Annotated in this window: 8 protein-coding genes; 3 read left to right on the top strand and 5 right to left on the bottom strand. The window is 46.6% G+C overall.

The features are described 5' to 3' along the window. The first annotated feature begins 439 nt into the window (after window positions 1–439). On the top strand, window positions 440–1,291 hold the full coding sequence (locus MHI45_RS01420) for an aldo/keto reductase (RefSeq protein WP_076110895.1): 852 nt from the start codon (window positions 440–442) through the stop codon (window positions 1,289–1,291). A gap of 97 nt (window positions 1,292–1,388) precedes the next feature. Further along, window positions 1,389–2,321 carry an AraC family transcriptional regulator gene (locus tag MHI45_RS01415; RefSeq protein ID WP_076110896.1) on the top strand — a complete coding sequence of 311 codons (933 nt, stop codon included), beginning with the start codon at window positions 1,389–1,391 and terminating at the stop codon, window positions 2,319–2,321. Window positions 2,322–2,334: 13 nt separating this feature from the next. On the opposite strand, the gene MHI45_RS01410 is transcribed toward MHI45_RS01415, so the two are convergent. The 3 genes from MHI45_RS01410 to MHI45_RS01400 form a co-directional block, all read right to left on the bottom strand. Continuing rightward, the gene (locus tag MHI45_RS01410; RefSeq protein WP_076110897.1) at window positions 2,335–3,405 is read right to left on the bottom strand and encodes an SGNH/GDSL hydrolase family protein; all 1,071 of its coding nucleotides are present in this window, start codon (window positions 3,403–3,405) and stop codon (window positions 2,335–2,337) included. A gap of 159 nt (window positions 3,406–3,564) precedes the next feature. Then, a complete protein-coding gene (locus MHI45_RS01405; RefSeq protein WP_076110898.1) occupies window positions 3,565–4,383 on the bottom strand; it encodes an alpha/beta fold hydrolase in 819 nt (272 codons plus the stop codon). Window positions 4,384–4,419: 36 nt separating this feature from the next. Then, window positions 4,420–5,196, bottom strand: coding sequence for an AIR synthase related protein (locus MHI45_RS01400; RefSeq protein ID WP_076110899.1), 777 nt, complete (start codon window positions 5,194–5,196; stop codon window positions 4,420–4,422). 254 nt (window positions 5,197–5,450) lie between these two features. Here MHI45_RS01400 and MHI45_RS01395 point away from each other — a divergent pair, with 254 nt between their 5' ends. Then, window positions 5,451–6,197 (top strand): EcsC family protein, encoded by a 747-nt coding sequence (locus MHI45_RS01395; RefSeq protein ID WP_076110900.1) that lies wholly within the window; start codon window positions 5,451–5,453, stop codon window positions 6,195–6,197. 32 nt (window positions 6,198–6,229) lie between these two features. On the opposite strand, the gene ppsA is transcribed toward MHI45_RS01395, so the two are convergent. Together ppsA and MHI45_RS01385 are read right to left on the bottom strand one after the other, a co-directional pair. Then, a complete protein-coding gene (gene ppsA / locus MHI45_RS01390; protein WP_076110901.1) occupies window positions 6,230–8,845 on the bottom strand; it encodes a phosphoenolpyruvate synthase in 2,616 nt (871 codons plus the stop codon). Window positions 8,846–9,156: 311 nt separating this feature from the next. Continuing rightward, the gene (locus MHI45_RS01385) at window positions 9,157–15,552 is read right to left on the bottom strand and encodes a rhamnogalacturonan lyase family protein (RefSeq protein ID WP_076110902.1); all 6,396 of its coding nucleotides are present in this window, start codon (window positions 15,550–15,552) and stop codon (window positions 9,157–9,159) included. Window positions 15,553–15,961: the final 409 nt, after the last annotated feature.

Genomic DNA, 15,961 nt, shown 5'->3' with positions numbered 1-15,961 from the left:
TTGTCTTGCTACACCGTTATAGTAACAATTATGAATGGAAGTTCATATGAGGGTGATGCACGATTTATTTTAAAATCTCACGGAAATACCACATCTATTGATATGTTATAACGGAAGTTCCTTTATATTAAATTGCAAAAATCGGGATGGAATTTCTCCATCCCGATTTATATAATACAATATTAGATCACCGGAATCACAAGTATACAAAGGGTTCCCTTGTATCAACGAACGAAACCGGCAGGCCGATCACCAGCGGCTTCCTCACAGACTATTGCTTGGCTGTACGGAGCTATTAAATGAGATGAGTAAGAGGATTAGGCAATGATATGGCATGAATGATATAACAATTCCTTTATCATCTGGAGCATAATAAGTATGTAATGGATAAGCGTTGCCGATTGAGAAACTACAATTCTAAACTTCTGGAGGATATTTTATGCAAAAAGTAATTTTGAACAATGGGGTAGAAATGCCAGTGCTCGGTTTCGGTGTGTATCAGATTGCTGATCAAAGCCAGTGTGAACAAAGCGTTTATGACGCTATCACAAGTGGTTACCGGCTGATTGATACCGCTGCCTCCTATCTGAATGAAGAAGCCGTTGGCAGAGCGATCAAACGGAGCGGCATTGCAAGAGATGACTTATTTATCACTACGAAGCTTTGGGTGCAGGATACTGGTTATGAGCGCACGAAGAAAGCGTTTGAGAATTCACTGAATAGATTGCAACTGGATTATTTGGATTTGTATTTGATTCATCAGCCGTTTGGTGATGTGTATGGCTCCTGGCGCGCGATGGAGGAATTGTACCGTGAAGGAAAGGTCCGTGCAATTGGCGTAAGTAACTTTCATATGGACCGCCTAATCGATCTAATTATTCATAATGAAGTCGTTCCTGCCGTAAATCAGGTTGAAACGCATCCTTTCAATCAGCAAATCGAAAGTGAAGAATTTATGAAGGAGAACAAGGTGCAAATCGAGTCATGGGCGCCTTTTGCTGAAGGAAGGAATAACCTTTTCCAGAATGAGCTATTGGTATCCATCGCTGATAAGTATAATAAATCTGTTGCTCAGGTCGTTTTACGCTGGTTAACCCAAAGAGAGGTTGTAGTCATTCCGAAATCGGTTCGCAAAGAAAGAATGGTCGAAAATTTCAGTATCTTTGACTTTCAATTAAGCGAAGAAGATATGAATGCGATTATGGCGTTAGACACGAAAGAGAGCTTGTTCTTCTCCCACCGCGATCCGGAAATGGTCAAATGGATTGGTAACCGTAAATTAGATATCTGACAATCTAAAGATACTAAAACAAGAGCTGATTGCGTAATTGCATCTGCTCTTGTTTCGTTTGGTTTATAATCGAGAAAAGAAAATTGGAGGAATCATCATGTCGGAGGAAATCCTTAATCAACAAAAAAAACTGGCAAAGCTCATCGAGCAATTTTCACCGAAAGATGGAGTGTTTGAGACAGCTATACCCAATCTGTCTATAATCCGATACTCCAGAGTATCTGAACCTGCATACAGGGTGTATAAACCTTCTTATTGCGTTATTGCTCAAGGGTTAAAAGAGGTGCTCTTGGCTCAAGAACGATTTGAATACGGATCAGCAGATTATTTGATTGCTTCCATGAATTTGCCTGTAGTCGGCCAGATCATTAGAGCTTCCTCCGAAACACCCTATCTGAGCATTAAATTAGAATTTACACATGACCAGATTTTAGAGGTTATCAACGAGGCTAACGTTCGCACGGTGCCGAATGACAATGCAAAGCGTGCCCTGTTTGTAGGTCAGATGGAGCATTCCTTAATGGATGCGACGCTAAGACTCATTGAATTGCTGAACCGACCAGAGGACATGCCGTACCTAGCTCCACTATTTACAAAGGAAATTCTTTATACCCTTCTGAAGGGGCCTTACGGTGTTACACTAGGTCAAATAGCAATGGAAGGCAGCAATACCTATCGAATCAGAGAAGTAATTGATCACATCACTACAAATTTCAATCAATCTATGCGTGTTGAAGAGCTTGCCGAAACGGCGAGTATGAGCCTCTCTTCTTTCCATCGTAACTTTAAGGTTGTGACAGGTATGAGTCCCATTCAATTTCAGAAGCAATTAAGATTACAGGAGGCGCGGCGAGTATTGCTCTCTGAATCTGCAGAAGCTGCTGAAGTTGCTTTCCGGGTCGGTTATGAGAGTTCTTCCCAATTCAGCCGTGAATATTCCCGTATGTTTGGTTCACCTCCAAGATCCGACGTAAAACAATTAAAGGAAATATACGACCCCGCTAAAAGTATCGTTTTCTTAGGGGACTAATGTTTTACATATTTCACCACTTCATAAGCTCTTTGATTTGAGCAGTCAGTTTATTCGCCGCTTTACTATGAGTAGCTTGAGACGGGTGGAAGTCGGCGGCGTAGCCGTCAGCTGCCAGCTGCTCATCAAACTTCATTGCGCTAATATTGCTGTCGGCTGTTTCCCGGCTATACCCGCTAACAGCTTGTTCGACATAAGGATACAGTCTATCCCCCATAATCCCCAGCGTACACAGAATTGAGGCATAAGGATTGTTGCGTCTGACCATTTTTAGAAATTCAATATACTTCCGGGTATATTCTGCTTGCTTACTGGCTTCCTCTTTGGTATAGGAATCATCGTTCGTTCCGAGGTTAATGATAATCAGATCAGGCGCAAACTTATTGAAATCCCAGTATACTTCTTGGGGTAACAGTGTACCATCAAATTCCCCCTCAGACTTGCCCACTTTTTCATAGTAATCCGGGATAAGATGAGTGGTAAGCTTTTGATCGTTTTCCGTGTAGCCTGTGATGATGCCGTATCCGCTGTATGAAACCATGCTATAGTCAGCCTTAAGCTGCTGAGCTGTCAGGTAGGCATAGGTTTTTGTGACATCTTCCGTAGCCGTGGAAAAAGAATGCAGCTCGTATTCATCATCAACGCCATAGCCGCAGGTAATGGAATCGCCGATGAATTCAATTGTATGTAATTTTGGCGGGGTTGGCTTAATGCCATCCGCAGCATCGACAGCGATCTCTTGAATCCCAACTGTTGACATCGCAGCCTCTGATAGTTTAATAACCGTTACCGTTATATCCTGCACAGTGTCGCTTTCAAATACAGTATACGTTTTAATCGGTGTGTCCAGTTGATCGTCAATTACCCGTTTCCCGTTTACGCTAATGCCAATTCGAGCCAAGTTATTACCGGTTGAGGCGACAGCATCACCTTTTAAAGTAATCTCCGCTTTTCTGCCATAGAATGAAAATTCCACACCGCCGCCTGAGAGAGCCAGCCACAGTACTTCGTTATAGTAGTGGGTCCGCCCGATGATCTTCACATGAGGCTCTGTTGCTTTAAACACTTGAGTTGTTGATGACATAATGTACCTTCCTTCCCAGCTTGTATATCAGTAACAGTAACAAAGGTACTTTCTATTTTCAATAATTTGCTTTAATTTAGATGGGGAGTAACCGCAGGGGAAAGGATATTTGTTTCTTCCATTGACAAGCTAATGTTAGTTCAACGGATTAATATACAACTAAAATCCAAACTCTGTTACTCTTTCAAGCCACTCACGCATAAGTGACTCAAATAATAGAGCCTGTTCAATCTGAAGATTATGGCCTGCTCGGTCTAGAACAGCAAAGGTTGCTCTAGGATAATTGTCTAAAATTCTAAAGGCATCTATGTAACCAACGACTGCATCTTGCCGCCCAAGAGTAAATACTGTTGGTTTATCGAAAACTAATTCATCGATATTGGTGGAAAATCCATAGTTTCTTTGAATCTTGCTAAGAAAATCGTAGTCAGCGATTCTACAACCTGCCACTATCTCTTCAGAATACCTTTTCCAATTATATTCATTGAGAACGACTTGATTTGCGCTAAAATCACTTATTTGCTCTTCACTTAAGGTGTCCATAAACTCGCGATCAGAATGAACAACAAAATGCTCGGGAAGTATTCTTCTTTTGTGTTCAGGAATTATTAATGGACAAATCAGTGCAGCACCACCAATACGATCTTTATGTCTATTAATTATTCCTCTTGTAATATATCCACCGTATGATTCTCCTGCTATGAGATAATCTTGGTTTGGGATCAGAGTTTCGATAAAATTTATAACTGCTTCCAGCATATCATCTGAATTACATATTTGATCGTAATCCTTCGTTTGTCCCATTCCGGGTAGGTCAAGATAGATACGACGCCAATCGGAATTATCTTGAAATATCGGTTCCATGCACCCACTCATTAAACGGTGGTCTGGTGTAAAACCATGGATCATTATAATCGGTTTGCCTTTACCAATTTCCTCGTAATATATATGGGCATTCTTGACTTTACAATATGGCATACAGACTCCTCCAAAATTGAGTTATTTATAATATTCTTACACTAAAGAAGAATCTACATTGCCTTTATCGAGCAAACGACCGATAATCTCCATCTCGCCGCCAATTTCGGATTGGAGGTGTTCAAGCTTTTTCTCTGCCGCTGAAAAAATCACCGCCGTCGACGGGCCTCCTGAGGCATTCAGCTTTTCTGTGATCCCTGGAACTGCCTGAAAACTGCAGCCGTTCAGCTCTGCCAGAAGTCCTGCTTCATACCCGGCCCCCTTAGAGCCGACCGGATGAATCTCATGCACCTCAGGCGAGGCTACAAGTGACTGCAGCTGCCGGATACTGCATACTCTTGCCTCTTGTTCCAATACTGCGCTCCCGATCAGCGGTTCTCCCAGCATAACCACACAGTCTCCGGCAACCGACCTCATCAGCTTCAGCCGTTCCTCATCGGTTTCCCCGATTACGGTAATCCCTACGCCGGTCTGGCACGATTTGAAATTTTCTTCCGTGCTGCCGTTCAAATGAGCCTCCGTGAGTCCAGCTTCGTCCAGCAGCCTTTGTACCCCGCGGATAATTTCGCTCCCTGTCGGATACTTTTCCACAGCTAGGGTATCCACTACTGTAAGAATATCCGCGCCTACGGACAGAACTTCCATAACCGCAACTCTGGCTGTATAATAGCCGACTATATCCGGCGGAGTCTGCACAGCATCCATTGGCTTGTTCCCGATACTTGCGCTGGAGTCACAGCCTATGACCAATAAGCGGCTTCCCGCTCTTCGCACTAAAGTTAAATCTCGAATTCTTTGTATTGATGGTTTCATTTATTGTAATCCCCCTGACAACTTTGTAAGCATTGAAGTTCGGATTTTTCAATCCAGCTGTATTTGTGATTATGAAAATGTTCGATACTATGGCCAAAGAAACCTTTAATGGCCTTTGAGTTGAAGAGTTCCTTCTTATCTATCCTGTATGTGATGCTGGACTTTAGTCGAGGTCTGCTACCTACCGCGGTCTGTTACGAATCACGGAGATATTCGTTACAATATGGCTATGTCTTTTGGAGGAGCGATTGATCATGAATTACGAACATAAAGTACAAAGGGAAGTTGCCAACTGGGAACAAAAAATGTTCAAACCGCCGGGATGGCTGGAGAAAACATCGAAAACAATCGGCAATCGAATAAATCATTTAATTCCCCCGAAGGTGCATAACATCATTACGACCACCATACGATCAATCGTGCGTACGGCATTGTTCGGTGCGGAATATACGCCCCGCCGTCCGGTGCAGAGCACTCTGGGTCTGGAGTCTGCCGATAAGGAAGCGAAAGAGTTGTTTGCCTTATACCAAAAAATAGCGGTTGCCGAAGGCGCTGGAACGGGAGCTGGCGGCATTATGCTTAGTATGGTAGACTTTCCAGCTTTAATTGCGATCAAAATGAAATTTTTGTTCGAGCTAGCGCATGTTTACGGTTATGACACCAATCACTTCTCCGAGCGGGTATTCATTCTCAAGGTATTTCAAATGACCTTTTCAGGGCCGGAAAACCGTGCCAGGTTGCTCTATTCCATCATGCATTGGCATATTGAAAAGGAACAGTGGGTCTCCGACGCCGAATACTCCCGAAATATGGACTGGGAGACATTTCAGATCGAGTATCGTGACGCCATTGACTTCCGGAAAATGCTGCAGATGGTGCCTGGAATCGGTGCTGTCGCAGGCGCATGGGCGAATTACACCATTCTTGAGGAGCTGCGTGAATTCGCCATGAACGCTTACCGCCTGCGCAGATTGCACGATGACTTCGAGGCTTTGGGTTGATCCTCTCTCTGTCGCCATATACATCCAAGCCATTACAATATTTCGATATACCCTTCTGTTCCATGCACGCGAATTTGTTGCCCATCTTTTATCAGTTTGGTAGCCTTCTCCACTCCGACAACTGCCGGCAAGCCATATTCACGTGCAATAACTGCTCCATGGGTCATCAGTCCGCCTACTTCAGTGACTAGACCTTTTATGGATACAAATAATGGTGTCCAGCTAGGGTCAGTAAATGCGGTGACTAATATATCTCCATCTTCCAGATCAGCTTCTTCCATGTTTAAGATGACACGTGCCCGCCCCTCTATAACTCCGGAAGAAACAGCTAGACCTGCAATAGCTTCGGCTGGAAGATTTTCTCGTTTGTACTCACCCGAAATGATTTCCCCGTCCGACGTGATCACACGTGGTGGAGTTAGTTTTTCATAAAATTTGTATTCGTCTTTTCGTTTGCTAATGATCTGGTATTCCAGTTTGTTTGTGCGTACGACTTCGCGAAGTTCTTCAAAAGTGAGATAGAATATATCTTCCTTTTCATGAATGACGCCCGCTTGTACGAGTTGTCCCGCTTCTTTCAGTAAAGCCTGCTTATAAACAAGGTAGCGGTTAACCATGCCGTATTTTGGATATTCCCGGTATCCAATGAAATTTCGGATCAGGTCGATCATTCGTTTTGTTTCTTTGGCTTTTTGTTCACCATCCGGTAATTGCTTCAATCTTTCTAATAACTCTTGTTCTTTAGCCAGAGCTTCCTGTTGCCCTTGCTCAAATTTTCGATGGCTAGCATTAGGCTCAAAGTTTTTGATATTACCAAGAATCATGGGGACGAGTGTAATTGGTTTTTCACTCCAACGAGTTCTCGAAATATCGATTTCACCGGCACATCGCATTCCGTATTTGCCCAGATAAGTATAGATAGCGTTTTGAGTTTCTTGTCCACCATCAAACTTAACCAGTTCATCCAAAAAATTATCATCTTTTACATGTTGTAAATAATCAATGACTTCCGGATAAGGACGAATCATATCTGCGACATCCAATAGCGCTAGACCCATTTCCGAAGTAATGTTGTTTGGTACAGATTGAGAAAGCGTATCTGCTGCGTTTTTTTCACCTAACCACTCGTACATTTTTTCATTGATCCATGCTGAAGCATCCATAGCAGTCATAAACACCGCCGTACTTTGTGGGTCAAATAAGATCTTCTTTAATTGCGGGATATCTTCCAGGATAAAATCAAACAAATCCGATCCTGATTTCGTTCGGATGTTTTGTTTCAACTCTTCTATCGATGTTTGATTACGCTTAATCAAATCTGAAACGATGGTCGGGTCGTTTTCGATTGGTGCTTGAAACCCCGCATACGACATCCCTTTATTGCTTTTACCAATACTCTGTTCTTTTTTATCATTTGGTAACGATTTTATAAAATCTCCTCGCTCTACTATGGTCATAACTGCGTCTTTTATGAGCGGATCGTGTTGTCCCATGGCATTTAATAAATTTTCTCTGCTATCAGGTGAAGCCAGATTAGGTGTGATATCAACAAACAGCCTTCCACCGGCTTTTCGCATAGGTGCAGGAGTAATTAACAGATGAAAAGACAGTCCCAATGGTTTCATGGGATCAGTCATCATTTGTTGATGGCCGACAGATACGTAAACGTGATTCTCTTGATCATTTGCTTCAGGAATCGGGAATAAAGTAGTGATTGGCCGGCTCTGGACGATATAAAAGGTATCATGGTCCAGACACCATTCGATGTCTTGTGGACAGCCAAAATAAGCTTCGATCTGTCTTCCGATCCGTGCCAGCTGTAAAATTTGTTGTTCAGTAAGTGTTTGTGCCTTTTGCTGATCGGGATCGAGCTGCCGGGTTTCAGTGCCGCCTTCTGCTAGTCCATAGATAGCCAATTGTTTGGTTGATATGATCTTATCGACGATTTCCTCTTCCTGTACTTTATAACAATCGGGAGAGACCAGACCAGAAACCAGTGCTTCTCCGAGTCCAAAACTGGCATCGATGGATAACAGCTTCCTGTTATTGCTAATCGGATCAGCGGTGAACAATATCCCTGAAGCCTGCGGGAATACCATCTTTTGAACGATCACGGATAAATAAACTTGACTGTGATCAAATCCATTCTGCATACGGTAGATTACCGCGCGTTCAGTAAATAGCGAAGCCCAACATTTGCTGATATGCTGCAGGATGGCTTTATTGCCGATGATATTTAAATAGGTGTCTTGTTGACCCGCAAAAGAGGCATGCGGCAAATCTTCGGCAGTCGCACTAGAACGTACTGCATAGCCAAGCTCATCACCAAGCTGGGAGAGATAGTGAGTTACTGCTTGCACAACATCGGAAGGAATTTCTGCTTCCATAATGAGTTGTCGAATCTTCCGGCTGATTTCACCAATTTGATCCCGATCTTCTACTTTTAGCATAGTTAACTGATTGAGCAAAGCATGATACGTTTCATTTTGTGCGATGGTTTTTTGATATCCCGCTGTTGTAACACAAAATCCTTCAGGCACTTGTATTCCTTCTATTTTTGATAATTCCCCTAAATGGAGCCCTTTTCCGCCAACGAGCAAAAGCTGCGTATTGTCCACTTCCTGAAATCCGAGAACCAAAGAACTCATTTAACATCTCTCCTAACCATTAAATTGAGAAAAAAACATTTGACAAGAGTTCACCGGCATGGTATATTTAAAATGTAAAATACGATATTTATGTCTATACATTTTAAAAAAAGACGCAGACTGATTATATCATCGTGTCTGTTTATATGCAATATAGAAGAACCTGATAAATTACTCAGGTTCTTTTTTGATTTCCCACTACCATTAGTCTCATCATTAAGTGATCACTCTTTTACTTATATCAACACAAAAAAACGGCTGCCGATCATTTAGCAGCCGTTTTTTGTGTGCATTTGTCGAGCCTGATCCAGTTACTTTTGGACCGTTACGATCATCTTCGCCGTTCTGGTTTCACCCGCCATGTTGCGTAACACAGCCTCGTATTCATAGGTTCCCGGAACCTTTCCGGAGATTACTGTTACTGCTGATTGGGCGCCGGGGGTATGAACCTGCAGAGTTTGCGTGTCTACCAGACCTCCATTCTCATAGAGCTCATATTCGGTAGCATTTGTCCCCCACCACAGATTCATACTGACGCTAAAACTACCGTCTCCATCCCAGTTGTCGTTCGATAATACCGCTTGCCCCGGGGATGCATCGGTGACGGTCACAGTCAGCGGCGAACCTTTCGTCGTCCCCAGTGAATTGATCAGTTCACCGGTATAGACATACGTACCGTTCTGCTTGCCGGTAATATCAATCTGCACGGACTGGGCGGATGGAGAATGGTCAGCCAGAGGCACTTCTTTGATGAGCTTGCCATCCTCGTACAGCTTGAAAAGAGTCCCGTTGTTGCCCCACCAGAGATTCATCGTAATAGTGTAATCTCCGTCTCTCAGACCCGTATCGTGCCCGTTATTATCGGACAACACTGGAGTGCCTGGAGCGCTGCTCGCCAGCGGCGTCACCTGGCTGAGCCATGCGGCCCACTTACGCAGCGCGTCTGCCTGTTCAGCCGTAAATACCGTATCTCTGCTGGCATCAACCTCATTGGCGTATGCCGCGAGCAGCTGGCGCGCCATCGCACCATCACGCGCATTCGCCGATTGTTCAGCCTGCTGCAGCTTACCGGCAAGCTGTTCAACAACCGCTCCTGCACCCGGGTCTTCCGATTCGGCTGCAAAGGTGCGTGTCAGCTCTGCCAGGCTTACGAAGGTAGCAGTAACTCCGAAGCTGAAGTCAACGCTGCTCTCCCGGCCCGCACGGTCATAGACCGCTGCAGTTACTGAATTCAAGCCTGGCTCCAGCGTATAAGCCGGGGCATTCAATATTACGCCATTCGGCTCGGCCACGCCGGAGGCCGTATCGGCGGCCGTGTAAGTGATGTCTACGTGTTGATCAATAGTGTATTCAGTTTGACCCTGAATCGCGATGGCCGGAGGTGCGAGATCAATCGGCACCGAAAGCGATTGTTTGGTCTCCTTGTTGCCGTCCAGATCAACGCTCCAGTAGGTCACAGTGTGATTGCCCTCATCGCTCAGAGTTAGATGCGTGCCGCTCTCAATTTCGCCGCCATCGACTTGGTAATAGGTCGTGTCAACTCCCGGGTCTTCATCCGTCGCGGTAAAAGTTACTTTTACCGCTGAAGTATACCACCCGTTCTGCGACTCTCCTTCTACTGCCGCGGTCGTATGCGGTGCTGTCGTATCCGATGGTTCCTCTTCCAGTATGACAAGGTCAGACAGCGGAATATCCAGCTCTTGCACAAGCCGTGCCACCATCTCGGATACCTTGACCGCACCGTTCATCTGAAGATGGGTATTATCTTCAGTTGTACCTACCCACATGAAAATAGATTTGGTGCCCTCAGGACCAAGCTCCTGGAAATATTTCCAGCTGGCCTGATTCAGATCGATCAGTAATGCTCCGGTTTCTTGCGCCGTCTCTTTCATTGCCTGCACATATTCCGGAAAGCTCTTGTTCAATACTTCTCCGGTAAAATCGCGTCGGTTGACCGGCGTAACCAGAACCGGAATTCCGCCTCTCTGTACAGTGCCGTTAATGTAATCTTTCAGATACACCTTGAACTGCTCAGGTGTAAGGTAACGCTCAGGGCGGGATGGTGTGGAATCATTATGGGACCACTGCATGAACAGATAATCCCCTTCGTGAATGCCCAGCAGAATGTTGTTGAGATATCCGCCTACGAGGAAGGTTTTACTGCTTAGGCCGCTTACAGCCCGGTTATCGATACTGATCTGATCCAGATCGAAGTACCCTTTAAGCGTTTCGCCCCATCCGGCCTGCGGACGATAGCTTTCCGCATAATTGGCCACTGTGGAATCACTTGCCAGATAAATAACCGGCTGATCGCCTGCACCGTTGCCCGGCAGATGCTCAATCTTCAGCGCGTTGATCTTCGGCGTGCTGCCTGAGAACTCAAAGTTAAAGACGCCGTCAATCAGGGCGATGTCATACGAAATTTCCTTGAATTCACCCTTCGGTACAGTTGTAACAGGCAATTTGGGCATTTGTTCTACAACAACTCCTGCGTTGGTCGATTCTTGCGAATCGCCAATGGTCATTGTTACCCGGTAATTGGCCGGCTCCATTTCCACCAGGAAGGAGGTACCGTTCACGCGGGTGAAATCCTCCTTCAGGGCATCCCCGGTTTCCCGGTTCTCGTCCTGGAGTAGCGCGGTATTGGCAAAGCCATAGCCGTTTCCTTCCAGGTAAGCTCTTTTGGCGTCTACCTTCCTGTATCCTTCAGCAGCGTTTCCAGAGCCAAAATCAAACTTGTACTCGCTTATCTCGCCTGCCAGTTCACTTGTTAACGAATCCCTCGCGACCGTCAACATGTTCAATGCATGGTCGACCTGGGCCTGCGTCGCTTCCGTACCGATGATCGCTTCCACAACCGCCAAAGCTTTATTCAGCACCGCTTTGGATGCTTCTGTATAAGCCGACAGATCCAATGCTTTCACCTTGTCATGAAGCGCAATCAATGCCTTCTGATCGCCGGCAACCGGCGGCAGCTTCGTCCCTTCAATCTTCACGTTATCGATCTGAGTGGTCCAGTTCAGTGTTCCTCCCCCGCCCTTTCTTGTTCCCAGGAAGCGGAGTGCCCTTGCGTTATTGGCGTAGACACCGGGATTCATCGGAATATCCTCGATCGTCTGCGTGACACTGGGGTCCGCCAGGCTAGTCAACGTCAAATCTATCGTCTTCTTAGCAAAATTAATTTTGACATCCACATTGACCCACTGGTTTTTCAGGATGTTCGTGGCTGTGCCGCCTTCCGGAACAGCTGAGGTGCCGGTACCATAGTCTGCTGTATATGGGCCTGCGAAATAATGGATTTTCGTGTCTGAACTTGAGGAGCCGGTCTTTGTTAACAGAGTAAAAATAATATTCTCGTTTGCATCCTGGAGCGACAAATGTCCTTCCGACGGGGATGCGCCTACATTGCCGGAATGCCAGTCAAAATTGACATTGACGATGTCGCCATTCACTGCATCGAACAGGCGGAACACTTTCGCCCGGTGTCCGGAGCCGGAACCGCTAAGGGACAGCAGCTTGTTCCCGTTCTGCTCTGCGACCGTTCCCGTCATCTGCCCTCCGATACCTGTGGCATTGACCAGCGCATATTTGGAGGCGGCAGGATCACCCTCAAAGTTTTCCTTATAGACCTGGATCTCCGGTTCCGGCTCGGGTTCCAAAATGTCCGGGTCAATGACATACGGCGAAATGCTTAAATCCATGTCTTTCACCGCTCCCGCAACTAATGCGGCAATGACCTGCGCACCGTAGCTGCTGAAATGCGTATTATCGCCCACGCCGTTCGGATACTTCGGATATTCGCCCGGATTGGCGTACAGGAAGATTTTCTCCGTAGCATTCAGGCCGATCTTATCGTAATACGTAACGCTTAACTGGCTCAAATCAATTAGCGGCGCGCCCAGCTCTTCCGCTACTTCTTTGGCAGCGTTCACGTATTCCGGGAAGCTTACGTTAAATTCTTGAGTAACTGTATTAAAATCTCTGCGCCCTACCGGAGTAAGCAGCACCGGTGTTGCACCGCGCTGTCTGGCGCCGTTCACATAACGGGCCAAATATGTTTTGTAATCCGCCGGAGATGCATACCGGTCCGGAATGCCTGCGCTGGCGTCGTTATGGCCGAAGGAAATAAAGAAGAAATCTCCCGGCTTGATCCGCTCTAATATCGTATCCAGACGGCCGTCAACCATAAACGATTTGCTGCTTCTACCGCCGATCGCATCATTCTGGACCACTACTCCATTTGCAAAATAGCGTCCGAATTGCTGACCCCAGCCTTCCTGCGGAGCCTGCATGCTACTATAAGATTGCATCGTCGAATCACCGGCCAAATAGATCGTCGTCGCGGCTCCCGGTGATTTCTCCGGGTATTTCTCGATGATGATTTCCTGCACGTCAATGGCCGTGCCGGAGAAGATGAACTCCAGCTGGCCGTCTACCAGCGCAACGTCATAACAATAGACCCGGGGTTCTCCCGTATTCACGCTGGTCACGGCCAGCTTCTGAACGAATTCGGATTTGACGCCTACGTTCGAGTCGCGTGCATCATCCCCCAGTTTGAGCGTTACCTTGTAATTGGCATTGGGCAGGTCTACGGCGAATTTGGTGTTCTCCGGTAGAGATACATGGTTTGCATCTACCGTAATTCCGCTTGTCTTCTCGAATCCGTAACCCGTAGCTTGTGCATAGAGTGTATCCTGCACGGCGGTTGTACCAGCCGCAGGGTCTGTACCGAAATCAAAGTGATAGACCTGCTCCGGCACTTCTTTTTCGCCGGTAAGAGCCAAATTCGCTTTAGGGAATTCCGTCGCTTCCGCCCCGAGATAAAATCCCGTGTGAGGCGGCTGGTTGTAACTTACATTCTGCCAGGCTACACCCAGCCGGTATACCGGATCTTGCATCAGCGCGGGAATCCGGTAGCCCGTCGGAATTGTCGTCGTATAAAGTCTATATTCCGTGCTGTCTTCACTGCGCAACAGAAGCTCCTCGCGCCAATCGCCCAATATATCCGCCTGAAGGGCCGGATTTCCTTTGGTGTGGTTATTGGTCAAGCTCCCTGCTGCCCGGAAGATTTCCTTCAGCTGCTTATTTCCGTAATCCCACTTGTAAATGAGCGGAATACCTTTCGCTGTACTGTTGTTCCATTCGTGGTCGAACAGCTCCCGCTGGAGATCGCCATCCCACCAGATCGCAAAGTTTGCACTTCGCGGCACTTCATTCTGTTCATAAATGACTTCTCCGTTCGCCGCATATCCGCGGGATAAGGGGTCCATCTGTCCGTTGACAATTGTGGATGCCCAGGATTCGTAACCAGGATAATTCGGATCAATATCCGCCGACATTCCGCGGCCGGTATCTTTCCCTGTATACTGGCCCCAGATAATTTCTCCTGTAGCAGCATCACGCATCTCCAGCCCGTATTCGGCATTCGTATGTTCATGCACGCTGACGATCTGGTAGCCGTCCCGGTTCGGATCGAGCTTGCCGGCATGCATCGCATCGCCATGGCCGAGTCCGGTGCTGTACAGCAAGCTTCCATCGTCGTCAATCGCAAGCGCGCCGTACATGATTTCATCTTTGCCGTCAGCGTCGGCATCCAGCACACTTAAATTGTGATTGCCTTGTCCCTGATATTGAGCCCCGGCCTCGTTGGTGTCAAAGGTCCAACGCTGCACCAATTTGCCGCCAACATAGTCATAAGCCGCCAGCACGGTGCGCGTATAGTAGCCGCGGGCCATGACTACGCTTGGCTTCACGCCGTCCAAGTAGGCAATACCGGCCAGGAACCGGTCTACACGGTTGCCGTATCCATCTCCCCATGCGCTTACATCGCCTCTTGGAGGCTCATATTCTACGGTGGACACGGCTGCTCCGGTCTGTCCGTTGAACAGCGTAAGATATTCCGGGCCCGTCAGGATATACCCGCCGTCGTTACGGTAATCCTTCGTTCCGTCTCCGATCACGGTGCCTTGACCGTCCTTCGTTCCGTCCGCTGTTTTGACGACGACCTCGGCTTTGCCGTTGCCGTCCAGATCATATACCATCAGTTGGGTATAATGAGCTCCGGCACGGATATTGACACCCAGGTCGATCCGCCAGAGCTTGGTGCCATCAAGTTTAACGGCATCAATATAGACATTGCCGGTATAGCCTGCCTGGGAATTGTCCTTCGAGTTGCTTGGACTCCACAGGAAAACGATTTCAAATTCGCCGTCGCCATCCAAATCCGCCACGGAAGCATCACCGGCATAATAGGAATACGTGCCCCCGTCTTTGGTTCGGCCGTCGGCCGGTTTATCCAGCGGAATGGGTAAATAATCATTATGCCACACCGATACCGTCTCCGGCTGCATTTCTTCCTTGCCGGCAATGACGGCGGAAATCTGATACTGTGAGCTGTCTGCGCCTGTTGTGTCCACATAATTCGTGGCATCGCTGATGGGCGCCGTATTGACTTTATATCCGTTTTTATACACATTGAAAGCGATTGCATTTGGATCCGTATTTAAATACCGCCAGCTCAAGAACACGCCGTTGTCGGCCAGAAGCGCAACCAGACCGCGGTCAAGATACTCCGCCTGACGGGCGGTCTGACTGCCCGCTGACTCTGCATATCCCGGAGAAGGGGGAATCGCAAGCGAAATTACCATTAGAAATGACATGAAAAATGCAAGCACCGGTTTCTTGATGGAAATAGCTTTTATACTCATGTACTTAACTCCTCCTATTTATCTAAAATTCATTTTAGAAATCAGGGGAAAATCCGAACATGAAACCGCCATAACAGCGAATCTTCAATCTTCTTATCTTCAATATGTTCTCATTGCTCAGTCTTGTGATGATCCCCCCTTTCTTGACCGTATCTGAATTGTGCAACTTTGACTTCATCCTGACACTGCATCTCCGGTCATGTCTTTCATATTGAGCGGGTCAAACCCCGCATCCAAATATGCACAAAGTGTATCAAATAATGGAATGATGTTCTTCGCAATAAAACGCATTTTAGACCTACATTCGACTTTTTTGCATTTATCTTGGTTCTGAACTATAGGTATTTTGGAAAAGAACTTATAACATAAAAACAAAAAAAAGCCGTCAATATGGCGGCTTCTGATGCAC

The organism is Paenibacillus sp. FSL H3-0321 (genome assembly GCF_038002865.1).
Taxonomy (GTDB): Bacteria; Bacillota; Bacilli; order Paenibacillales; family Paenibacillaceae; genus Paenibacillus_AQ.
This window is presented reverse-complemented; position numbering and strand designations above follow the sequence as displayed.

What these genes read in the sequence shown, in the direction of transcription:
- MHI45_RS01420 (WP_076110895.1), top strand. Translation starts at nt 440, where the DNA reads ATGCAAAAAGTAATTTTGAACAATGGGGTAGAAATGCCAGTGCTCGGT.
- MHI45_RS01415 (WP_076110896.1), top strand. Translation starts at nt 1,389, where the DNA reads ATGTCGGAGGAAATCCTTAATCAACAAAAAAAACTGGCAAAGCTCATC.
- MHI45_RS01410 (WP_076110897.1), bottom strand. Translation starts at nt 3,405, where the DNA reads ATGTCATCAACAACTCAAGTGTTTAAAGCAACAGAGCCTCATGTGAAG.
- MHI45_RS01405 (WP_076110898.1), bottom strand. Translation starts at nt 4,383, where the DNA reads ATGCCATATTGTAAAGTCAAGAATGCCCATATATATTACGAGGAAATT.
- MHI45_RS01400 (WP_076110899.1), bottom strand. Translation starts at nt 5,196, where the DNA reads ATGAAACCATCAATACAAAGAATTCGAGATTTAACTTTAGTGCGAAGA.
- MHI45_RS01395 (WP_076110900.1), top strand. Translation starts at nt 5,451, where the DNA reads ATGAATTACGAACATAAAGTACAAAGGGAAGTTGCCAACTGGGAACAA.
- ppsA (WP_076110901.1), bottom strand. Translation starts at nt 8,845, where the DNA reads ATGAGTTCTTTGGTTCTCGGATTTCAGGAAGTGGACAATACGCAGCTT.
- MHI45_RS01385 (WP_076110902.1), bottom strand. Translation starts at nt 15,552, where the DNA reads ATGAGTATAAAAGCTATTTCCATCAAGAAACCGGTGCTTGCATTTTTC.